General features: G+C 53.7%; 21 protein-coding genes. 16 read left to right on the forward strand and 5 right to left on the reverse strand.

Features of this window, described 5'->3' with window-relative positions; translation table 11 throughout:
- Positions 1-42 precede the first annotated feature (42 nt).
- Positions 43-690, forward strand: a complete 648-nt coding sequence (locus ACO0LM_RS00005) for a hypothetical protein (protein ID WP_423033110.1) — start codon at positions 43-45, stop codon at positions 688-690.
- A gap of 113 nt (positions 691-803) precedes the next feature.
- Here ACO0LM_RS00005 and ACO0LM_RS00010 read toward each other — a convergent pair whose 3' ends face one another.
- The 3 genes from ACO0LM_RS00010 to ACO0LM_RS00020 all read right to left on the reverse strand — a co-directional run bounded on the left by ACO0LM_RS00010 (position 804) and on the right by ACO0LM_RS00020 (position 3309).
- Positions 804-2057, reverse strand: coding sequence for a hypothetical protein (locus tag ACO0LM_RS00010; protein WP_423033112.1), 1254 nt, complete (start codon positions 2055-2057; stop codon positions 804-806).
- 77 nt (positions 2058-2134) lie between these two features.
- On the reverse strand, positions 2135-2659 hold the full coding sequence (locus ACO0LM_RS00015) for a hypothetical protein (RefSeq protein WP_423033114.1): 525 nt from the start codon (positions 2657-2659) through the stop codon (positions 2135-2137).
- The gene (locus ACO0LM_RS00020; protein ID WP_423033116.1) at positions 2656-3309 is read right to left on the reverse strand and encodes an RNA polymerase sigma factor; all 654 of its coding nucleotides are present in this window, start codon (positions 3307-3309) and stop codon (positions 2656-2658) included. Before ACO0LM_RS00020 ends, ACO0LM_RS00015 begins: the two co-directional genes overlap by 4 nt.
- Positions 3310-3654: 345 nt before the next feature.
- Between ACO0LM_RS00020 and ACO0LM_RS00025 the strand changes: the two genes are divergently transcribed.
- The 13 genes from ACO0LM_RS00025 to ACO0LM_RS00085 all read left to right on the forward strand — a co-directional run bounded on the left by ACO0LM_RS00025 (position 3655) and on the right by ACO0LM_RS00085 (position 14088).
- Positions 3655-3957, forward strand: coding sequence for an urease subunit gamma (locus ACO0LM_RS00025; RefSeq protein WP_110253278.1), 303 nt, complete (start codon positions 3655-3657; stop codon positions 3955-3957).
- 9 nt (positions 3958-3966) lie between these two features.
- Positions 3967-4272, forward strand: a complete 306-nt coding sequence (locus ACO0LM_RS00030; protein WP_422982117.1) for an urease subunit beta — start codon at positions 3967-3969, stop codon at positions 4270-4272.
- The gene (ureC, locus tag ACO0LM_RS00035) at positions 4269-5966 is read left to right on the forward strand and encodes an urease subunit alpha (protein WP_423033118.1); all 1698 of its coding nucleotides are present in this window, start codon (positions 4269-4271) and stop codon (positions 5964-5966) included. Before ACO0LM_RS00030 ends, ureC begins: the two co-directional genes overlap by 4 nt.
- Before the next feature lie 3 nt (positions 5967-5969).
- A complete protein-coding gene (gene ureE / locus ACO0LM_RS00040; protein WP_423033120.1) occupies positions 5970-6488 on the forward strand; it encodes an urease accessory protein UreE in 519 nt (172 codons plus the stop codon).
- A 2-nt stretch (positions 6489-6490) separates the two neighbouring features.
- Entirely contained in the window at positions 6491-7171 is a 681-nt protein-coding gene (locus tag ACO0LM_RS00045) for an urease accessory protein UreF (protein ID WP_423033122.1), read from the forward strand.
- A gap of 23 nt (positions 7172-7194) precedes the next feature.
- A complete protein-coding gene (gene ureG, locus ACO0LM_RS00050) occupies positions 7195-7839 on the forward strand; it encodes an urease accessory protein UreG (RefSeq protein ID WP_423033124.1) in 645 nt (214 codons plus the stop codon).
- 27 nt (positions 7840-7866) lie between these two features.
- Positions 7867-8469 carry a HupE/UreJ family protein gene (locus tag ACO0LM_RS00055; RefSeq protein WP_423033126.1) on the forward strand — a complete coding sequence of 201 codons (603 nt, stop codon included), beginning with the start codon at positions 7867-7869 and terminating at the stop codon, positions 8467-8469.
- Between the two features lie 358 nt (positions 8470-8827).
- Entirely contained in the window at positions 8828-9742 is a 915-nt protein-coding gene (locus tag ACO0LM_RS00060; RefSeq protein WP_423033127.1) for a dihydrodipicolinate synthase family protein, read from the forward strand.
- Positions 9743-9768: 26 nt separating this feature from the next.
- Positions 9769-10902, forward strand: coding sequence for an NAD(P)/FAD-dependent oxidoreductase (locus ACO0LM_RS00065; RefSeq protein WP_423033128.1), 1134 nt, complete (start codon positions 9769-9771; stop codon positions 10900-10902).
- Positions 10895-11164 (forward strand): 2Fe-2S iron-sulfur cluster-binding protein, encoded by a 270-nt coding sequence (locus ACO0LM_RS00070; RefSeq protein ID WP_423033130.1) that lies wholly within the window; start codon positions 10895-10897, stop codon positions 11162-11164. The genes ACO0LM_RS00065 and ACO0LM_RS00070 overlap by 8 nt, the downstream gene beginning before the upstream one ends.
- Positions 11161-12468, forward strand: a complete 1308-nt coding sequence (locus tag ACO0LM_RS00075; protein WP_423033132.1) for an FAD-dependent oxidoreductase — start codon at positions 11161-11163, stop codon at positions 12466-12468. The genes ACO0LM_RS00070 and ACO0LM_RS00075 overlap by 4 nt, the downstream gene beginning before the upstream one ends.
- Before the next feature lie 224 nt (positions 12469-12692).
- Positions 12693-13034, forward strand: coding sequence for a hypothetical protein (locus ACO0LM_RS00080; RefSeq protein WP_423033134.1), 342 nt, complete (start codon positions 12693-12695; stop codon positions 13032-13034).
- Positions 13035-13104: 70 nt separating this feature from the next.
- A complete protein-coding gene (locus ACO0LM_RS00085; RefSeq protein ID WP_423033136.1) occupies positions 13105-14088 on the forward strand; it encodes a hypothetical protein in 984 nt (327 codons plus the stop codon).
- Here ACO0LM_RS00085 and ACO0LM_RS00090 read toward each other — a convergent pair.
- Positions 14085-14495: a hypothetical protein gene (locus ACO0LM_RS00090; RefSeq protein ID WP_423033138.1), complete on the reverse strand. Its 411-nt coding sequence runs from the start codon at positions 14493-14495 to the stop codon at positions 14085-14087. The two genes, ACO0LM_RS00085 and ACO0LM_RS00090, sit on opposite strands and share 4 nt — an antisense overlap.
- Before the next feature lie 177 nt (positions 14496-14672).
- On the opposite strand from ACO0LM_RS00090, the gene ACO0LM_RS00095 reads away from it, so the two are divergent.
- Both ACO0LM_RS00095 and ACO0LM_RS00100 read left to right on the forward strand, forming a co-directional pair.
- Complete coding sequence (locus tag ACO0LM_RS00095) at positions 14673-15815, forward strand: acyl-CoA dehydrogenase family protein (protein ID WP_423033140.1); 1143 nt, start codon at positions 14673-14675, stop codon at positions 15813-15815.
- Between the two features lie 39 nt (positions 15816-15854).
- A complete protein-coding gene (locus ACO0LM_RS00100; protein WP_423033142.1) occupies positions 15855-17006 on the forward strand; it encodes a CaiB/BaiF CoA transferase family protein in 1152 nt (383 codons plus the stop codon).
- Between the two features lie 14 nt (positions 17007-17020).
- Here the strand turns inward: ACO0LM_RS00100 and ACO0LM_RS00105 are convergent, their stop codons facing one another.
- Positions 17021-20941: an ATP-binding protein gene (locus ACO0LM_RS00105; protein ID WP_423033144.1), complete on the reverse strand. Its 3921-nt coding sequence runs from the start codon at positions 20939-20941 to the stop codon at positions 17021-17023.
- Positions 20942-21044 lie beyond the last annotated feature (103 nt).

Consider the following 21044-nt stretch of genomic DNA (forward strand, 5'->3'; position numbering starts at 1 on the left):
CGTTTGACGGCCAGTTCTTTGAATTCGGTCGTATAAGCTTTTTTGGGTATCCTGTTCATCATTTGTCTTTCCAAAGTTACGTTTATTTTACGTCACCTTTGGGGAACTAAATTTCAGGGGAAGCTCAATGTATTGAAAATGGTATTTCCAATTGAGGAAAGAATTGGAAAGCAACTACCGAAGTCGTACCTACATTTCCTAATGGTTTCTCAAGGAGTATATAAACTCTCTTTTGCAGGCCCTTTGCCAAATTCTAATTTTTGGCCACCAGATTCCGTCATGACTTTTTATGAAGAGCAAAACGGCGATATTGAATATTGGAGTGACACCGACAGAAGGCAGGGCGATAAAGAATATTATCAGTATGGTGTAATGGATGATGGCTGTATGAAGGCCGATCCCTTAGATTATGTTGGAAGCCACATCTCTGATCTGATTTCTGTCGGATATATTGATGGTGATGGTTTTATTGCATTAAATCCAGCAGAAATAAGTAGTGACGGCGAATGGGAGGCTTGGTATCTGGATTGGAGAGCTGTTGGTGTAAAACGATGCAGGTCATTTGCAGAATTATTTCAAAATATTGGGTATAGTGCGGCTGAGAAGCCCAATAAAGGATTTCCATACAGTGCCGCCATGTTGCAGGCCTCCTGTGCTTCACATATTCAAACTGTGGCATTAATTGAATAGAGTCTTGATGCCATTTACGCGTTGCTGCGACACGCAGCATGCCGGGACAGAAACCAGTCCACGCTCCCTGATTTCTGTTCCGGCATCAAAAAAAATCTTATCAAGCCCAACCCTCAAGGCTTTTTCTCTTCCCGTTTTTCTATCACTATCCTTGATGCAGTAGGCATTTCCCTGACGGTGTAGCCTTCCGGGATGCTGAACAGGCTGGATGCTGGTTCGGTGCGTTTCAGGTTGTTGAGGCGGTAGCTCCATTCGCCGGTGCGGGGGTCGCTTTGTTTGGAATAGACGGTCATTTGCAGCTCTGGTGAATACCAGGTTTCTGAGCTGACGGTGATGGCGTTTTTATTGCCGATTTCGCCTGCGGGGATTTGGTAAGAGCGCATTTTCCCTTCGGCTCGCACGCCATCTATGTCGCGGCTACCCAGGTCTTTGGTATTGCCTTTTGCTGTCCAGCGGGTGTCGGTGAAGGCCATGGGCAGTGGGCCCATTTTGATCAAGTCGGCAAAATTGCTGGTCAGTTGCAGCGTTTCGGCATGGGCTATTTGCAAGTCACTGCCTGTGCTGGCACCAGCAACAACAGTGGCAGCACCAGTACCGGCGCGTATTACCCTGACCTGGACTTGTTCACGCGTGTCTTTGCTGCCTTCGGCTTTGTCGTCGCCATTTTTGCGTTCGATTCTTTTGACTGTGACTTCATCACCGTTGCGCAGGGTTTCTACGTGGACGGTTTTGCCTTCCTGTTTCATTTTTTCCAGTTTCTCTTTGACGCTGGCCAGTTTGTCGTCAAGCTCTTTACCGACGCTAATTTTGGTGGCTGTCTTTTTTTCTGGCATGAGGAGGTAACGCACGTTGTCAACCGGATCAACAATCAGGATGTGTTGTACGGTGCCTTTGCTGTCGCGGATTTCCTGACGGGTGCGGCCTGCGTTATCCCGGTAGCTGACGCTGGTGGTTTTATTGCTGATTTGGTTGCCGTCTGCCAGGGTCTGGGTTTTTTCTGTGACAATCTCTGCACTGTAGGGTGCATTCTTTACCGGCTTGATGGATTGCATGCCTTGCATGCCGGAAAAGGCCTGGCTCATGGCAGAAGATATGATGGTGTTGATGTGTTTGCCATCGGGTATATCTGCCAGTGCGGCCAAGGGCGGCAGGGGAGTGATTGGTGTCATGGGCGTCATTGGGCTCATGGGGGCCATTGGTGCTAGAGGTGCCATCGGTGCCATTGGGGTCACCTGTATTATTTCTATCCGTTGGCCGGACTGTTTTTCTTCTGCCGGTTCTGGTGCCGCATTGTCGTTGATGACGTTGGCTTGTGCCATTGCCCAGGAAGATCCGAGGAGAATAAAGAGGGGGAGTTTGCCGTTCATGTTGTGTCCTTTTTTGTCGGTTAGCTTAAAAATCTGTTTGTTTAGTCAGTGTTTCAGTCAGTGCTGGAAAAGGGTTTTTAATATTTGAGCAGGCGCATGGCCAGGGGTGTACCGTCTGCATCCACCAGCATCTGGGCTTGTACCAGGTCGCCGGCCATTTCGGGGTTGACCGGCATGCCCAGGCTGGTCAGCCAGGCCGCGGGTACTTCTGCTTCCAGCATGCGCGGTGTTTCATTGTTCAGGCGATCCAGTGGCACCAGGGCGATGAAGGGTGGCAAATTAAAGGGTGGCAAATCTGCGTTGGCATAGGCAGTATTGGGTGGTACCGGGTCTTGCATGTGGGTAGGGGCCAGCACCATCATCATGAACAGGCCCAGGCTGCCACCCATTGTCAACATGCCGCCCAGCCATGGGTGCCAGCGCCTGATGCGCGCCTGCTTTTTGTCTTTGGCTTGCTGGTTGGCAAAGGCTTGCAATAAAAGCTGTTCAGTTGCTGCTGGGGCATCCAGTTGTTGCAGTTCTTCACGCAGGATGCTGAATTGCCTGTCCAGCGCGGCGTCCATGCTGCCTGCATCGTCGATGGCGTTTCCTGGGGCTGTCATTGTTCTGTTCCTGTCATTGTTGCGTTTGCTCTTGATGCGGTTGCTGATGCTGTTGTCGTGCGCATGGCCAGTTCTGTGCGCCATCCCATTCTGTCGCTGTACTGCAGGATGGCGGCACGTGCCCTGGACAAACGAGAACGCACGGTGCCTATGTCTATGCTGCAAATAACGGCGATTTCTGCATACGACAGTTCTTGCAGCTCATACAAAATAATCACGTCACGATAATGCGGGCGCAGCACGCTCACTGCCTGTCTTACATGTTCTGTCAATTGCTGGCTGAAGATGGCGTCTGAGGCTTCTGCCGTTTCGCTCATCAATACTTCTTCCTGGTCTTCATCCCCCAGACCTGGCAGCGGCTGATGGCGGCGTTGGGCCTGGTCCTGTTTCAGCAGCAGGTTTCTGGCAACGCCAAACAAAAAATTTTGCAAATTACCCAGGCCAGCGTCATAGCGATACGATCTTGTCAGCAAGCCCATGAATACGTCCTGCACGACATCGGCGGCCAGTGCGCTCTGGCTACAGCGCATCAGGGCATAGCGATAAATCGGCCCCTGATGGCGTTGGTACAGACGTTGGAATGCCGCAGCATCGCCATCACGCATTTGCCTTAGCAAGCTGGAGTCTGTATCCCCGGTGTCTGTTTTCATTCGTCTGCGGTTGTCTTCAGCTTGGATTTGGTTTTGGTGGAACAAAGTCTCTTGTATGTATTACCTTGAGTAGGCTCAAAAGTTCCAACTATTTTTCTGCAGGGCTGTTAATCTGATATTTATTAAAATTGCACCCTATTGGTGATAACTCGCCTTTATTTGGTGCGCAGTCCTGCAATATGGCTTGCGGAGGCTTAGTTATGCTTGGTTCAAAACTTGCTGTGTTGCTTTTAATAATGTTTGAGTAGTAAAAGTTGATATTCAGTATCTGACTACTTGTTATTTTGAAAATCAACCGAAATAATGGGAAAGCGCAGTTACTACGCAGATGACAAGAAAGAAGATATGGATCTGACACCCAGAGAAAAAGATAAATTGCTGATATTTACCGCTGCCTTGCTGGCGGAGCGGCGCAAGGCACGGGGCCTGAAATTGAATTACCCGGAAGCAGTCGCCCTGATCACCGCAGCCATCATGGAAGGCGCGCGCGATGGCAGGACGGTGGCAGAACTGATGTCGGAAGGTACGCAAATACTCAGCCGTGCCGATGTCATGGAAGGCGTGCCGGAAATGATTCCTGATATCCAGGTTGAAGCAACCTTCCCGGATGGCAGCAAGCTGGTTACCGTCCATCACCCCATTCCTTAGGAGAAGACAATGATACCAGGCGAAACCCTGATAGAGGATGGGGACATTGAACTGAACGTGGGTCGCACTGTCGTCAGTATTACTGTGGCCAATAGCGGCGACAGGCCGATACAGGTAGGTTCACATTTCCATTTTTATGAAACCAACCCATCCCTGCAATTTGAACGTCAACTGGCTTATGGCATGCGCCTGAACATTGCTGCGGGTACGGCTATCCGTTTTGAACCGGGGCAGCATCGTAGTATAGAACTGGTGGCACTGGCTGGTGACAGAAAAGTCTATGGCTTCAGCGGCAAAGTGATGGGGGCGCTATGAAAATTTCGCGTCACGCTTATGCTGAAATGTTTGGCCCGACCACAGGTGACCGCATCCGTCTGGCAGATACCGGCCTGTTCATAGAAATTGAAAAAGACTTTGCCATTTACGGTGAAGAGGTGAAGTTTGGTGGTGGCAAGGTGATTCGTGACGGCATGGGCCAGTCACAAAGACCACATGCCGAAGTCATGGATACGGTCATCACCAATGCGGTCATTATTGATCACTGGGGCATCGTCAAGGCAGATATTGGTATTAAAAATGGTTTGATAGCCTGCATAGGCAAGGCCGGCAACCCTGACATACAGTCTGGCGTGGACATGGCCATTGGTGGCGCGACAGAAATCATTGCCGGTGAAGGCAAGATCGTGACCGCTGGCGGTATTGATTCACACATCCATTTTATTTGCCCGCAACAGATTGAAGAAGCGCTGATGAGTGGCGTCACCACCATGCTGGGTGGCGGTACAGGCCCGGCCACTGGCACGGCAGCAACCACCTGCACCCCGGGGCCCTGGCATTTGCATTCCATGTTGATGGCGGCAGATGCCTTTCCCATGAATCTGGGTTTTATGGGCAAGGGTAATGTCAGCCTGCCTTTACCGCTGGAAGAGCAGGTAAGGGCCGGAGCCATCGGCCTGAAGCTGCATGAAGACTGGGGCACGACGCCGCAAGCCATCGACAATTGCCTGACCGTGGCAGACCAGATGGATGTGCAGGTTGCCATTCATAGTGATACGCTCAACGAAGGTGGCTTTTTGGAACATACCCTGGCGGCATTCAAGGACAGGACTATCCATACCTTCCACACTGAAGGTGCGGGTGGTGGCCATGCGCCGGATATTATTGCGGCGGTGGGCGAGGCGAATGTGTTGCCGTCATCCACCAATCCAACCCGGCCTTACACCGTTAATACCCTGGATGAGCATCTCGACATGCTCATGGTCTGCCACCATCTTGACCCGGCAATCGCCGAAGACATTGCCTTTGCCGAATCGCGCATACGGCGCGAGACTATTGCTGCTGAAGATATCTTGCATGACATCGGTGCCATTTCGATGATGTCTTCAGATTCGCAAGCCATGGGCCGTGTCGGTGAAGTCATCATGCGTACCTGGCAAACGGCAGACAAGATGAAGCAACAGCGCGGCTCGCTGGCGGAAGACAATGCGCGTAATGATAACTTTCGCGTCAAACGTTATATCGCCAAATACACCATCAACCCGGCGCTTACCCATGGCATCGCGCATGCAGTTGGCTCGCTGGAAGTGGGCAAGATTGCCGACATCGTCTTGTGGAAGCCGGCTTTCTTTGGCGTGAAACCATCGATGATCGTCAAGGGTGGCATGATCGCCGCTGCCCAGATGGGTGACCCGAATGCATCGATACCAACGCCACAACCCGTGCATTACCGCATGATGTTTGGTGCCTTTGGTGGTGGACTGAAAAAGTCTTTCACCTTTGTATCGCAGGCGGGGCTGGATGCCGGTCTGGCAGAACAACTGAAGCTGAACAAGACCCTGATCGCTGTCAAGAACACACGCCAGATTCGCAAAAAGGACATGATACACAATAGCCTGACGCCGACCATGGAAGTGAATCCGGAAACCTATGAAGTCCGTGCCAATGGGGAACTGCTGGTCTGTGAACCGGCAAAAATCCTGCCCATGGCCCAACGCTATTTCTTATTTTAAAAGATGCTGACATTACAAACAAAAATCGAGACTGCCGACAGCATAGCCGGGCAACTGGTCTTGCCGTATGAACTGCGTGAAAAAAGCCGCTTGCGCGCCACCCTGGCCAGTGGTGAAGATGTGGCGGTGTTTACCGTGCGCGGCACAGTCATGCGCCATGGTGACCTGATGCTGGGCAATGATGGCCGCGTGATTGAAGTCATTGCCGCCGCTGAACCGACGTATAAAGTGGAATGTGATACTGCCTTTAATTTATTGCGCTGCGCCTTCCATCTGGGTAACCGGCATACCCAGGCCCAGGTCGGCGATGGTTTTTTGCGCATACGCAAAGACCCGGTGTTGAAGGAAATGTTGCAGGGGCTGGGCGCCGTCGTCACCGAAGAGCAGGCCAGTTTCGAGCCGGAATCAGGTGCCTATGGTGGCGGCCATCATCATGCGGGCGATGATGGGCATCCGCATAATCCGCTGGCACCGATACCTTTACGGCAGCGCATACATCGTCCTTCTGACAGCAAGGCTTAAGCATGCAGTCTGCAGCCTTACTCCACCTGTTGCAACTGGCCAGCCCGTCTTTGCCTATCGGTGCCTATAGCTATTCGCAAGGGATGGAAGCGGCGATAGAAAAAGGCCTGGTGCGTAATGAAGCCACAGCCAGGGAATGGATCGTCAATTGCCTGCATGAAGTGGTGGCTCGTTTTGAAGCGCCGGTATTGTGGCGTTTGTTGCAGGCTTTTGGTGAAAGAGATCTGGTCGCCGTCTCACACTGGACCAGTTTGTTCATCGCCGCCAGGGATGCCGCAGAATTTCGTGCAGAGAGCATACAAATGGGTTATTCGCTGGGCAAACTGGTGCATGACCTGAAGATTGCGGATGCTGAATTGCTGGCGATTTTGCTGGCACAGCATGAATTGCCTTTGCCCACTGCCTTGGCTGCTGCTGCCATTGCCTTGCAGGTGCCGCCAGAATCGGTCTTGCTGGGCATGCTGTTCTCATGGGCAGAAAATCAGGTGCTGGTCGGGGTGAAATCCATCCCTCTGGGTCAGGTGGCCGGACAGCGTTTATTGCTGTCGCTGCGCCCCGAACTGGAAAAAGCCGCAAAGTTGGCGCAAGAACTGGAAGATGATCAATTATCCAACTGGGCACCCGGGCTGTCTTTGCTGTCCATGCAGCATGAGGTGCAATACAGCCGGCTATACCGATCATAAAAATTAAAACAGGAAACAAATAAATGAACACCCAAAATATAAGCTCTTCAGAACCGAATCCTTTGCGCGTAGGCATAGGTGGCCCGGTCGGCTCAGGTAAAACCGCATTGTGCGAAATGCTCTGCAAAAGCATGCGTGACCAGTATGAAATGGCGGTCATCACCAATGACATCTATACCAAGGAAGACATGGAAATCCTGCTGCGTGCCGATGCCTTGCCTGCAGAACGTCTGATGGGCGTGGAAACCGGGGGGTGCCCGCATACCGCCATACGTGAAGATGCATCGATCAACCTGGAAGCGATAGCCCGCATGAGTGCAGATTTTCCGGATCTGGATTTGATACTGGTGGAATCAGGTGGCGACAATCTGGCGGCCACCTTTAGCCCGGAATTGTCTGATCTGACTATCTATGTCATCGACGTGGCTGGTGGCGAAAAAATCCCGCGTAAAGGCGGGCCTGGCATCACCCGTTCTGATTTGCTGATCATCAATAAAACCGACCTGGCACCACATGTAGGTGCCAATCTGGACATCATGGCGCAAGACGCCAAACGCATGCGTGGTGAACGCCCCTTTGTATTTACCAATCTGCGTACGGGTGACGGGCTGGAAGCGGTGGTCAGCTTCATTCGCAAGCAAGGCATGCTGGACGAAGTCAAAAACTAATTTTTAATCTGGAATCGGGAGAAACGCATGAAACCAAGCAAATCGCAATCCCTGGGCGCGATCATCGCACTGAGCCTTGCCATGACCACATTGCCAGCGTCGGCGCATGACAGTGTGCTGCATACCATGAATGCGCTGCTGGATGGCTTTCTCCATCCGTTTACCGGGTTCGATCATTTGCTGGCCATGCTGGCGATAGGTATCTGGGCGGCGCAGCAAAAGCATGCACGGGCCTGGCTGATACCGGCCAGCTTTCCCTTGATGATGGTCGCCGGTGGCGCGCTGGCCCTGGCGGGCATCGCATTGCCGGGTGTAGAGCACGGTATTGCCGCTTCTGTCGTGGTGCTTGGCTTGCTGATCAGCTTTGCGGTTAAATTGCCTGTTGGTGCAGGTATGGCCATGGTATCCGTGTTTGCAGTGGCGCATGGCTACGCACATGGCCAGGAAATGCCGGCAAATGCATCTGCATTGCTATATGGCAGCGGCTTTGTAGTGGCGACTGTGTTGATCCATGTCATCGGCTGGATGGCGGGCAAGACAGCGCAGCAATGGATGGCCAGCCAGTTGCCACGTATTGCCGGTGCAGGCATCGCCATGGCTGGGGTGTTCTTTTTGGTGTCGGCGAGCTGAACCAAGTTCAATCTTTATTCTGGCTATAGGGGCAAGGGTGGCGACGTCATTCTTGCCTGATTCGTAATTTGTGACACTCTGCGAGCCTGCGGTCGCCGCCCCATGGCGACTATGCCGATTTCGTCTTTCAAAACACTTACAAACATCAAGACTGCTGCCCCCGGCGGGCTTACACTTTCTCACGTTCAAGCCTGACAGCTGCGCAATTGCTTTAATTCGCTACCACTCGCTTCCAATCGCTTCATTTTAAGCTTTGTTTTTGCTGTGATCGATTTCTTCGGCAAGTTGTCAGCGCAGGGTTTCTTTGAGTGATTTTCAAAATTAACCGGTCTTCGCCGGAGAAAGCAAGGCAAATACCATGTGGCAAGGTGTCATTCCTGCAGTAACGACAAAGTTCAATCCCGACGACAGTCTCGATTTCAAAGAGATGGAACGTTGTTTCCACTACCTGATGGATGCCGGTTGCGATGGCCTGATTGCCTGTGGCTCTTTGGGTGAAGGCCCGCTGCTGTCGCATGCAGAGCGCATCGATGTATTGAAGCTGACCAAGCAGGTCACAGGCAACAAGCCGGCAATTATGACCGTGGCTGAAGCCGCGACGCGCGATGCCTGTGCCCTGGCAGAAAAAGCCGCCAAAGCGGGTGCCGATGGTTTGATGGTGGTGCCAAGTACCATTTACCATACCAATCATTGTGAGACCGTCGCCACACTGCGCAGCATTGCCGCGGCGGGTGATTTGCCCATCATGATTTATTCCAATCGCCTGGCCTATCGCGTCGATGTCACCACCGACATACTGGAAGAACTGGCTGACGATGCGCGCTTTGTGGCCGTCAAGGAATCGTCGGATGACATTCGCCGCACCACAGAAATCATCAACCGCCTGGGCAACCGTTATGACTTGTTCACTGGCGTGGACAATCTGGCGTTTGAAGCATTGACTGCCGGTGCCAAAGGCTGGGTAGCAGGGTTGGTAGTGGCTTTTCCGCATGAAACGGTGGCAATTTATCGCCTGATACAGGCTGGCAGGTATGCCGAGGCGCTGGATATCTACCGCTGGTTCCGTCCTTTGCTGGATCTGGATGTTTCCACCTACCTGGTGCAGAACATCAAACTGGTGGAAGCCCTGGTGATCGATTCCAACGACAGGGTACGGGCACCGCGTCTGCCACTGGATGGTGCCTTGCGTGCACGTGTGGAGCAGATCGTCAACGCAGCCCTGGCAAGCCGTCCGGTATTGCCTGTGCTGCCTGCGCTGCCTGTGCCTAACTGACAGGCTGGGTCAGGATGGGGGCAGTGATGAGTATCAAGCCAAGGGCGCTGGTGGTAGGGGCAGGCATAGTCGGCAGTGCCTGCGCGCTCAAATTACAGCAAGACGGTTTTCAGGTAGGCTTGATTGACGCTGCCACGCCCGGTTGTGGTGTGACGGCGGCTGGCATGGGGCATTTGGTGGCACTGGATGAAAGTCGCCAGGAACTTGATCTGTGCCTCTTGTCTTTGCGCTTATGGCGCGAGTTTTTTGCCGAATTTCCTGGCGTTGGCGAACCCAGCCCCTGTGGCACCCTGTGGGTGGCCGAGGATGAGGCGCAACTGGCAGAAGCACAGCACAGGGCCGCTACCTTGAATGCGCGCGACTGGCAGGCAGATGCCCTGACTGGTGCGCAGGTACAAAAACTGGAACCAGCCTTGCGCCCCGGTCTGGCTGGTGGCGTCCGGGTGGTGGGTGATAGCGTGGTTTATCCGCCGCAGATTGCCCATTTCATGGCACAACAATTGCGCAAGCAGGGTGGGCAGCTATTGCTGGGGCAGCAGGTCAGCAGCGTTCATGCAGCCAGCCTGAAGCTGCAAGACGGTAGCAGGCTGTCAGCAGATGTCATTGTCATCGCCGCTGGTCTGGATGTGGCAAGGCTCTTGCCAGAGATCGCCATATTTGGTCGCAAGGGGCATCTTGCCATCACCGATCGTTACCCCGGACGTTTATCCCACCAGATTGTCAGCATGAACTATGGCCAGGCGGCAGTCACGGCAGATGCCCTGGCCGTCGCTGCCAACATACAGCCACGTCCGACCGGCCAGTGGTTGCTGGGTTCTTGCCGCCAGGATAGGCAGACGGATACCAGCATAGACCCGCGTGCCCTGGGTGCGGTGCTGCAGACCGCCATGCAATTATTACCCTGTCTGGCAGATATGCAGATTATCCGTGCCTGGGCTGGCATGCGTCCGGCTTCTCCCGATGGACAGCCTGTGATAGGGCCACACCCGCTTTTGCCCGGTATCTGGGTCGCAGCAGGGCATGAAGGACTGGGTGTCACGACAGCATTGGCTACGGCACAGATACTGGCCGACCAGATTGCCGGACGTCCTGCCAGGATTGATGACACTGCCTATCGGCCCGCACGTTTTTTTCCCGAACAGGGTGTCAACTATGCCTGAGCAAACTGCCGTACAGGCACACATATGGATCAACGGCCAGCCCGTTGAAAGCCGCAGTGACATGACCGTGGCGGCGGCATTAATACAATACCAGCATCAGCAGACCCATGTATCGGTATCTGGCCAGCCACGCTTTGCCGTGTGTGGCATGGGCGTTTGCCAGGAATGCCGGGTCAGCATCAATGGCCAGCCACATCGCCTGGCTTGTCAGGAATATTGCTGCTCAGGCATGGTCATCAATACAGAATATGGCGGTCAATGATGATCGCTACAATCTTGCCTTTTTCTACTGACGTGCTGATTGTAGGTGCCGGGCCGGCCGGGCTGGCGGCAGCGCTGGCCGCCACGGCGCAGGCAGGCATGGTGACCGTCATCGATGAAAATCCGGCACCTGGTGGCCAGATCTGGCGTGGCCAGATATTGAGTGGTGTAGCAGGGCAGTGGCGCGATAGCCGCGCACAGGCACTGTGGGACACACTCAGCCAGCGCTCCAACCTGCGCATGGTGTACGGCGCACGTATCGTGGCCCGGGCCAGCGAGCAGGAATTTTTGCTGGAAACCGTCGATGGCGCACAAAAAATACGCTGGCAAAAACTCATACTCTGTAACGGCGCGCGCGAGCTGTTGCTGCCTTTTCCTGGCTGGACACTGCCCGGTGTTACCGGGGCAGGCGGACTGCAAGCCCTGATCAAAGGTGGTATGCCGGTAAACGGCAAGCGTGTGGTGATCGCTGGCAGTGGCCCCTTGTTATTGGCAGTGGCTGACACCGCAAGGCGGGCAGGGGCCAGGGTGATTGCTATTGCAGAGCATCGCAGTACTGGCGAATTGATGCGTTTCTTGCTGACTTTGCTACGTCATCATCGGGGCAAGTTCCTGCAGGCTGTGAAATTGTTCTGGCACCTGAAACAAATCGCTTACCGGCATGACGCCAGGGTCATCAAGGCCAATGGCGAGCATCAGTTAAGCAGCATCAGCTTGCAACATGGCAGCAAGATACTGGACCTGCCCTGTGATTTTCTGGCTTGCGGCTTTGGGCTGCTACCCAACCTTGAGCTTGGTAGCCTGCTGGCTTGCGAATTCAAAGACGGCAGTATTCAGGTAGATGCACACCAGGCCAGCAGCCAGCCTGCAATCTGGGCCGCCGGTGAAGCCTGTGGCATAGGCGGTGTCGATAAAGCTTTGGCGGAAGGGCATATTGCTGGCCTGGCAGCCACGGGGCAGGCCATCAACGCCGAAGCGCTGGCCATGCGCGACCAGGCGCGGGTATTTGCCGCGCTGCTCAATAGCAGCTTTGCCACCGATGAAGAATGGCGTCATCTATGTCAGCCAGACACACTGGTTTGCCGTTGCGAAGATGTCAGCGCCCAGCAACTGGCCTTGCATGGCGACTGGCGCAGCGCCAAGCTGATGACCAGGGCTGGCATGGGTGCCTGCCAGGGGCGCATCTGTGGTGCCGCCTGTCAATTCTTGTTTGGATGGCAAGCCCCTGACATGCGGCAGCCGGTTTTCCCGGTCAGGGTATCCACACTGGCAGCAATGGGAACAATCGGGGCTGGCGATAAGTAAGGCTGACTATTTAATGGCAGGTAACTGCCCCCAAAAAAAGCCGGCTTTAAGTCGGCTTTCTCCTTTTCTTCACTACAGATTTTCCGTCAAATTGACTGCTTGACCCGTGATTTATGCATTCTGTCGCAAGCGCATGGCAGATGAGGATGGTGGTGTCTAAGATAACTACATCGATCTACATCACTGGCTTTGAAAAGCCCAACCACACTCAAGAGAGGCACATCATGACTTCCAACCAACGCACTGCACTGATCCTGTTTTTCCTTATGCTGCTGGCTTTCATCAGCATAGGTTCGTTCAGTGATGTGAACATGCATGTCAATGGCCATGAGATGGGTGTGGTTGGTGGCTTTTTCGGCTTCGTCCTTGCCTGCGGCATAGGTGCACTTGCCTTGTTGTTTGCACTGGGCCTGACGGGGGTGGTGCTGGCAGGGGTAGGCATTTTATTGTTCTTCATCTTTGCCGTCGTCCTTGGCTCTATCGCCCTGGCACTCTTGCCACTGTTATTCCCCATCCTGCTGATTGTTGGTCTGGTGGCACTGTTTTCAAAACGTAATCCTGCATAAGCATCTTATTTGCCAGCACATTTGCCGGAAAGTCTTCCGGCAAATGTGCTTCAGTAGCTGGAGGTTTTAAATGCAAAGCCTGCACACCATCTATCCGGTCAGTCAATTACGGCTGCTGTTCTCGCCATTGTTGATCTCTATAGCACTGCTCCTGCCAGCCTGTTCGTCCGGCCCCACAATACCACCAGCACAAATCCAACTGGCTGCAGATGAGGGGGAGGTTGCCATCCTCTGGAGTGCCATACCGCGTCCACCGCCTTTGCCACCATTAGAGCATGCTGCCATGCTTGTGCCTGTGCATTTTGCGGGGGCAGGGGGTAAAGTGTTTTACATGCAGTTTGATCTCGGACATCCATCCACCATTGTGTATTCGAATAAATGGAAGTCGATTGCAGAGAAATACCGTATTCCGTATTCAGCCGACAAGATTGCCAGTCTCAATTTTACTTTGGGCAACATGCAAGTCAATGCCAGGAATGTTGGCATCATGCCGCGTGAAGGTGCTGGCGTTAACTGGGGTGATGACAGCATAGAACTGCTTGGGACCATAGGAGCAGACCTGATTGATGGCAGGGTAGTGGCGCTGGATTTCAAGAAAAACCTGATCCAGTTGGCCCGCAAGCGCGATGCGCTGGTTGGCGCTGGTACGCAATTTGTGCCTTTCAGTTTCAGCGGTCGCAGGATACTTATGCCAGTGCATTTTGACGGTGCGGATAAAACCGTCATGTATGACAGTGGTTCCAGTGCCTTTGCCTGGCTCAGCAATGAAAAAACCTTTCAACGGCTGGCAAGGAAAGATGCTGTTCCCATCAGTTATCCTATACGTTCCTGGGACAAAATATTGACTGCCCATACGGTCGCCAGCGATGCCACGGTAAAAATGGCGGGGCTGACCCTGCCCATCAGGGAAATCAGCTATATCCAGGATATGGGCTTGCTGCAAGAGGCTGCCATCAGTAGCCTGGGGGTGGGTGGCATGGTTGGGAACAAGCTGTTTCTAGGCAAAAAACTGATTATTGACACCCGCAAGCTGGAAATCGGTATTGAGAATTAGGACGTGCTTGTGGTTTTGGTGCGCAAGATGAATTGCACGCATTGTGCAGCCAGTTCCTCTATGCCGATTCCATCGATGCCGCTGCCACGGCGATACCATTGGGCGGTCCAGTTCAGGGTGTCAAACATCAGCAATTTGTCCAGTGGTGTCGGCATGGCCCAGTCGCCCGAAGCATGCAGGGCGACGATGGTTTGTTCCCACATCACTTCGTACCTGTTCTTGAGGGCAAGGATGCCAGCACGGGCAGGTTTATCCAGCGAACGCCATTCATACAGCAAGACAGCAATAAAATCATGATCCGGTGCCAGCAGAGTGTTCAGGTGCACTTCTATCAGACGCTGAAAAGCCAGGCGTGGCGGTAAATCGGCCAGGCGCAGTTGTTCAATTTCCTGCAATGAGCTTTGCATGCCCTGTTCCATCACTGCAAGCAGAATATCCTGCAAATCAGGGATGATGTCTAATGGCTGGCGAAGATGGTAACCTTAAAGCAGGTTTGCGGCAATTCAAGCTTGAAAGCCAGCTAACAAGTAAGCTAACGATAAGCAGCTAACGATAAGCAGCTAACGATAAACGATGGAGACACCATGCAAACCAAGCCTGGCTGGATGACACCAGAACTGGACAGCTTTCGTTACGCCGTGCGTCGTTTTGTCGATGCCGAAGTCATCCCGCATCAGGATCGCTGGAAAAAACAGCAGCACGTGGACCGCGATGTCTGGAACAAGGCGGGCACCATGGGCATATTGCTGGCAGACATACCCGAAGAATATGGGGGATCAGGCGGCAGCTTTGCGCATCAGGCCATCGTTTTTGAAGAGCTGACCTATGCCGGTGACATGGCCCTGGGCATTCATGTGCATGCCATCGTCGCCCACTACATTTTGAATCAGGGTACGGAAGAACAAAAGCACTATTACCTGCCCAGGCTGGCCAGTGGTGAAATGGTGGCTGCCATTGCCATGTCAGAACCAGGTGCCGGTTCTGATCTGAAAGGCATACGCACCAGCGCCCTGCGCCAGGACGATAGCTATGTCATCAATGGGTCCAAGACGTTTATTTCCAATGGTTATCTGGCTGACCTGGTCGTGGTCGTCAGCAAGACCGACCCGGATGCCGGTGCCAAGGGGATTTCGCTGATACTGGTCGAAACCAAAGATTGCCCGGGTTACCGCGTTGGTCGCATATTGGAAAAAATAGGGCAAAAAGGCCAGGACACTTGCGAGCTGTTCTTTGACGACGTACGTGTGCCGCTTGAACGCGTGCTGGGTGGTGTGGAAGGCAAGGGTTTCAGCCAGTTGATGACAGAATTGCCGTATGAACGCACGATACTTGGTGTGGCCGGTGTTGCCGCCATAGAGCGGGCACTGCGCCTGACCATAGCGCATACGCGCGAACGCAAGGCCTTTGGGCAGGCCTTGATCGAGATGCAGAACACCCGTTTTGTGCTGGCAGAAATCAAGACTGAAGCAACCATCGCCCGTACCTTCATTGACCGTTGCATCGTCGATATGATGGAAGGACGCATGGATACCGAACTGGCTTCCATGGCCAAATACTGGATATCTGACCTGCAATGCAAGGTCATCGACCAATGCCTGCAATTGTTTGGCGGCTATGGTTATATGATGGAATATCCCATAGCGCAAATGTATGTGGATGCAAGGGTGCAGCGTATCTATGGTGGCGCGAATGAAATCATGAAAGAAATTATTGCGCGCAATCTGTAAATAGTCAGGCAGAGCAAAACGACAGATGAAGGATGAAATATGGCAGGACCTTTAGCAGGAATACGCGTCATTGAGATGGTGGGTCTGGGCCCTTGTCCGTTTGCTGCCATGATGCTGGCCGACATGGGGGCGGAAGTGATACGCATAGACCGCAAACTGGCGGCGGGCAGCAATAATCCTTTCCCCATGCTGGGCAGCAAATACGATGTCATGGCGCGTGGCCGGCGTTCGCTGGCGCTGGATTTGAAACAGGAAGAAGCAAGGGCACTGGTGCTGGAACTGTTGGGGCAGGCAGATATTTTACTGGAAGGTTTTCGGCCTGGCGTCATGGAAAGGCTGGGGCTGGGGCCGGAACCATGCATGCACGCCAATCCCCGCCTGGTATATGGGCGCATCACCGGCTGGGGGCAGGATGGGCCATTGGCACAAGCGGCAGGGCATGATCTGAACTACATCGCACTCAGCGGCATGCTGCATGCCATGGGCAGGGCAGATACACCGCCTGTACCTCCGCTTAATCTGGTGGGTGATTTTGGTGGCGGTGCCATGATGCTGGCATTTGGGGTGGTCTGCGCCGCGCTGGAGGCACGCAATTCCGGTAAGGGGCAGGTTGTTGATGCTGCCATGGTCGATGGTTCTGCCTTGCTGGGGGCCATGATTTACGGTTTCCGTGCCTTCGGTGCCTGGAATGACCAGCGTGCCGCCAATATGCTCGATGGGGGCGCCCATTTTTATGATACCTATGCCTGTGCCGATGGCAAATACATTTCCATCGCTTCGATAGAACCACAGTTTTATGCTCTGTTATTGCAAGTCGCTGGCATCGCAGACCCTGCCTTTGAAGTGCAAATGGATGCCAGCAAGTGGCCAGAATTAAAAGTGAAATGTGCGGCCCTGTTCAAAACCAGGACCAGGCAGCAATGGTGCGCATTGATGGAGGGGACGGATATCTGTTTTGCCCCGGTACTGGATATGGCAGAGGCACCGACACATCCGCATAATCAGGCCAGGGCTAATTTTATGGATGTGGACGGGGTGACCCAGCCAGCACCCGCACCCAGATTCAGCCGCACCAGCCCAGAGCTGGGCTTGCCACCCGCATCAGCAGGACAACATAGCGCAGCTATTTTGCGTGACTGGGGTATTGCCGAAGACCGGATAAGCAGTTTGACAGAGCGCAAGCTGATTTAGCGTGCTGCCTGCAATCACTGTTGGGCAATAACCCCGGCTGCCGCCTCGAATTCAAACTGATGCATGAAATGCCTGAGCTGTACCATGCTGTCAGTACTCAGTTGGCTTGCGATGGCATTCTGGTGTTCATCAAACAGGGTTTGTGCGTCGCCATCGGATGCCAGCAATAAACGATATAAATCAGAGAGCAATTGTTTCGCCTCAAGTTCGCTGACTGCCGCTTCCGCCGGTCTGGGTAGCCTGTCTGGCAGTTGCGCTGTCAGTTCATCGAGGACAGCATTCAGTGATTGCTGCAGTCGTTCTTGCAAAGCAAAAATTGCTTCCCGGTCTTTTACATCGGACAGGGCAAGTTCCATCTCGGCAGCGATTTTTTGCAATTCCACTGCGCCTATGCTGCCCGCCAGTCCTTTCAGGGTATGGCTTAATCTTTCTGCGTTTTTATCATCGTTGGCATGCAGCAGGCGTTGCATTTCGGGCAGGGTGTCTGACTGGCTTTGTTGAAAACGGTGCAGCATGTTAAGGTAAAAATCCTGACGTCCACCCATGTAATGCAGGCCCTGGCGGGTATCCAGTTGCGTAAAGTGCGGCAAGATGATGTCTGATTCTTCCTGCGGTGCTGCCAACGCGATGTTGATCTGCTCGGTCTGTTCGGGGTCACCTGTGATCCAGTGCGACACTATCCTGAACAATGCTTCTGGTTGCACCGGTTTGGTCAGATAATCCTGCATGCCTTCGCGCATGCAGCGTTCACGAATATCGCCAACTGCGTGCGCAGTCAGGGCAATGATGGGGGTGTCGTCAAATTGGGTTTCTTTGCGTATCAGGGCGGCGGCTTCATGGCCATCCATGATAGGCATCTGCAAATCCATGAAAATCATGGCGTAATAACCGGGGGCAGAGGCCAGCGCCAGGCGGACTGCTTCCTTGCCATTTTCGGCAACATCGGCATTGATACCAACCATGCTCAAGAGTTCCAGCGCAATTTGCTGGTTGACAGGATTATCTTCTGCCAGCAAGACACGACGACCAGCATGGTTCTGTGAGAGCTGTGCAGGCCGGTGTTTTTCGTGCTGGGCAGATGAGTTGCCTGGCAGATGCTGTCTGTTGACAGGATGGGCATCGGCGTCGAAAGCCAGTTCAAAGGCAAAGGTCGATCCCTGGTTTTCAACGCTGTGGACGCTAATTTCCCCACCCATCAATTCCACCAGACGACGTGATATGGACAAGCCCAGGCCAGTACCACCATATTTACGGGTGGTCGATCCATCTGCCTGGGTAAACGGCTGGAACAGATTCTGTTGCTGTTCTGTCGACATGCCTATGCCGGTATCGCTGACGGAAAATCGTAGCAGTGACGTGTTGGGGGCGTGTGCAGGTTTTGGCAAACTGTGCACATGTATATTGATACTGCCACCTGCCGGGGTAAATTTGACTGCATTATTCACCAGATTGATTAATACCTGGCCCAGACGCAAAGGATCACCACGCAGGCTGGCCGGTACGCTGGCATCGACATGAACCAGGTAGTCGACCTGTTTTTCAGCTGCCTTCTGGCTGGTTACCGTGGAGATACCGGTCAATACTTCTTCTATGGAAAACGGGATGCATTCAACATCCAGCATGCCCGCTTCTATTTTTGAAAAATCCAGGATGTCATTGATGATGCCAAGCAGCGATTCGCCGGCATGATGGATCTTGCTGACGTAATCGTATTGCTTGGGCGTCAGCCTGGTCTGCAAGGCCAGGTGAGCCAGGCCGATGACAGCATTCATGGGGGTGCGGATTTCATGGCTCATGTTGGCCAGGAATTCACTCTTCAAGCGTGTGGCATCTTCGGCCTTTTTGCGCGCCTGTCTTTCGGTAATGCTGGCAGCTTCCAGTTGTTGTTGGGTCAACCGCAATTCACGATAGGCATTGGCATTATCGAGCGCAATCGCACCATACGCACACAGGGTGCGAAACACCAGGCACTCGCGTTCGCCATAGGCATGCTCGCGCGGTGTCTGTATTGTCATCACACCCAGAATGCGTTCATTGATACTCAGCGGAGCAAATAGCAGACTGAGCGTCTGCAGGGTATTCCGGACGGCGGCAAAATCATTGTCGGCCTGCAGCTCCAGCCTGATTTCGCGTTTTTCATTGACACAGCGGGCGCTAAAGGCGCGCTCATCGTTGACGGCGACTTCGTGATAGGGATGCGGCAAATTTTCTTCTATACCAAAGGCCTGGGTCAGGGTCTTGCCATCGTCGGATAACAGGTAAATGATGAAAGTGGTGGCATCCAGCAAATCTTTCAGGTGATGATGTATCGCTTCAAAGACTGCTTCCGGCTCCAGATTGGAGGTGATTTTTTGGCCGATCTTGCCCAGCCGCTCAAGGGTGGCACCTGCTTCTTGCAAGGTGGCGGCGCGCCGCGCTTCTGACGCGGCAATCAGTCTGTGTTGTTCGGCTTCGGCACGTATCAGTTCGGTTTCATGCCGGACCTGTGCCATGGCGGTGCGGTTATTGGCCTGTTTTTTACTTTCACGCTGTTCTGCTGCGACAGCCATTTTTGCATATGCCAATGCCTTGCCGGTGTCGCCGATATCTGACCAGGCATTGCTTAATGCCATCAGCAATTCTGTGCTGGCTTGCCAGCCCTCGGTCAGTTTGCCAGTCTGCAGTGACTCTTCCAGGTAATAGATGGTGGCATTTGGCGCATCCATGTTGTCTGGCAGGCTGACTACATGGCGTGCATGGATTTCTGCCAGTGTCTGGTTCAGCGTTACACCCAGGGCGGTGAACTGGTGCAGGTGGATCAGGGTTCGTGCTTCTTCTATCGCATCCAGGGCATCACTGGCCTGGCCAGCAATGGACAGGGCGCGTGCATAACGTATCAATGCCTGTGGCAAGTCGTCCATGGAATGGGCGGCACGAAACAGGCTGATGGCTGCACTGAATGCCAGCACGGCTTTTTCGGTTTCTCCCTGCAATAACAGGCACTCGGCCAGTTCCGCATTGACGATGGCTTTATTGATGCCCCCCGGTGCATGCGAGAAGCCATTGAGTGCCTCTTCCAGTGTCTTTTGGCTGCGTTCCAGTTGTCCCAATTGTCGCAACAGACTACCCAGATGGGACATGGCATAGCCGACCAGGGCTGGCCATTCGGTTTCATGGGCGCGTTCTGCCGCCCAATCAAAGACACCGGCAGCACCTTCAAGATCACCCACGGCCTGCATCGATTCGCCAGAATTGCCAGCAGAAATAATCGCCAGCCGTATCAAGCCGGCCTGACGGGCCAGTTCGCTGGCTTGCAGATAATAGACCGACGCCCGGGCCGGTTCACGCCGACCCTGGATGACGCCCTGTGCCGCTGCCAGATGGGCGGCCACTGCCGGGTGGGATGCCTGCTGGTGTTGCTTGTCAAAGGCGGCATGCCTGACAGCGGCTGCCATCGGGTCATAAAATGCCAGTTCATAGATGGCCCAGGATTCTGCAATGGAGAGCCTGAGCTGGTCATTGGCCCGCGTGTACCAGGTAATGGCATTATTGCAGGCCCGTGCTTCACGCCCGGCATCTCCCTGCTCCAGTGCCAGTGCGGCGTCGGTCAGGCACGCATCACCCAGGCCAGTTGTGTCGTTGAGATCGGTGAAAACAGCTATGCTGTCGGCCAGCAAATGTTCGGCGGCAGCCAGGTTGCCATACAGGGCGGCAATTTCTGACCTGACCAGGCAAAGGCGGGCATGAAATTGCCTGCGCAGGGTTTCTGGCGCATCCAGCTCAGCCAGTTCTGTCAATACCAGGGCGGCAAGTTCAGAGGCACGTCGGCTATCCCTTTGCCGCAAATGCCAGGCCAGACTTAACTGTGTCATGAATTTTTCCAGACCATGTGCTGAAGTCAGCCTGGCAGCAAGCTGTGTTACTTCGTCCTCTAGCGCAAATAGATTCATGGTCATGGACAGGATGCAATTGCTCAAATCATACCTGATGCCAGTCGATTTGACGGCTTATGGCATGCTGCTTTGTTGTAATTCAAGATATTGCCGGGGAATACAACAT

The sequence above is a fragment of the Undibacterium sp. Di26W genome, assembly GCF_049340265.1.
GTDB lineage: Bacteria > Pseudomonadota > Gammaproteobacteria > Burkholderiales > Burkholderiaceae_D > Undibacterium.

Excerpts from the sequence above, each read along its gene's own strand:
- ACO0LM_RS00020 (WP_423033116.1), bottom strand. The coding sequence starts at position 3,309 with ATGAAAACAGACACCGGGGATACAGACTCCAGCTTGCTAAGGCAAATG.
- ACO0LM_RS00015 (WP_423033114.1), bottom strand. The coding sequence starts at position 2,659 with ATGACAGCCCCAGGAAACGCCATCGACGATGCAGGCAGCATGGACGCC.
- ACO0LM_RS00095 (WP_423033140.1), top strand. The coding sequence starts at position 14,673 with ATGCAAACCAAGCCTGGCTGGATGACACCAGAACTGGACAGCTTTCGT.
- ureE (WP_423033120.1), top strand. The coding sequence starts at position 5,970 with ATGCTGACATTACAAACAAAAATCGAGACTGCCGACAGCATAGCCGGG.
- ACO0LM_RS00100 (WP_423033142.1), top strand. The coding sequence starts at position 15,855 with ATGGCAGGACCTTTAGCAGGAATACGCGTCATTGAGATGGTGGGTCTG.
- ACO0LM_RS00080 (WP_423033134.1), top strand. The coding sequence starts at position 12,693 with ATGACTTCCAACCAACGCACTGCACTGATCCTGTTTTTCCTTATGCTG.
- ACO0LM_RS00025 (WP_110253278.1), top strand. The coding sequence starts at position 3,655 with ATGGATCTGACACCCAGAGAAAAAGATAAATTGCTGATATTTACCGCT.
- ACO0LM_RS00105 (WP_423033144.1), bottom strand. The coding sequence starts at position 20,941 with ATGACCATGAATCTATTTGCGCTAGAGGACGAAGTAACACAGCTTGCT.
- ureC (WP_423033118.1), top strand. The coding sequence starts at position 4,269 with ATGAAAATTTCGCGTCACGCTTATGCTGAAATGTTTGGCCCGACCACA.
- ACO0LM_RS00030 (WP_422982117.1), top strand. The coding sequence starts at position 3,967 with ATGATACCAGGCGAAACCCTGATAGAGGATGGGGACATTGAACTGAAC.
- ACO0LM_RS00060 (WP_423033127.1), top strand. The coding sequence starts at position 8,828 with ATGTGGCAAGGTGTCATTCCTGCAGTAACGACAAAGTTCAATCCCGAC.
- ACO0LM_RS00065 (WP_423033128.1), top strand. The coding sequence starts at position 9,769 with ATGAGTATCAAGCCAAGGGCGCTGGTGGTAGGGGCAGGCATAGTCGGC.
- ACO0LM_RS00090 (WP_423033138.1), bottom strand. The coding sequence starts at position 14,495 with ATGCAAAGCTCATTGCAGGAAATTGAACAACTGCGCCTGGCCGATTTA.
- ACO0LM_RS00055 (WP_423033126.1), top strand. The coding sequence starts at position 7,867 with ATGAAACCAAGCAAATCGCAATCCCTGGGCGCGATCATCGCACTGAGC.
- ACO0LM_RS00010 (WP_423033112.1), bottom strand. The coding sequence starts at position 2,057 with ATGAACGGCAAACTCCCCCTCTTTATTCTCCTCGGATCTTCCTGGGCA.
- ureG (WP_423033124.1), top strand. The coding sequence starts at position 7,195 with ATGAACACCCAAAATATAAGCTCTTCAGAACCGAATCCTTTGCGCGTA.
- ACO0LM_RS00085 (WP_423033136.1), top strand. The coding sequence starts at position 13,105 with ATGCAAAGCCTGCACACCATCTATCCGGTCAGTCAATTACGGCTGCTG.
- ACO0LM_RS00070 (WP_423033130.1), top strand. The coding sequence starts at position 10,895 with ATGCCTGAGCAAACTGCCGTACAGGCACACATATGGATCAACGGCCAG.
- ACO0LM_RS00075 (WP_423033132.1), top strand. The coding sequence starts at position 11,161 with ATGATGATCGCTACAATCTTGCCTTTTTCTACTGACGTGCTGATTGTA.
- ACO0LM_RS00045 (WP_423033122.1), top strand. The coding sequence starts at position 6,491 with ATGCAGTCTGCAGCCTTACTCCACCTGTTGCAACTGGCCAGCCCGTCT.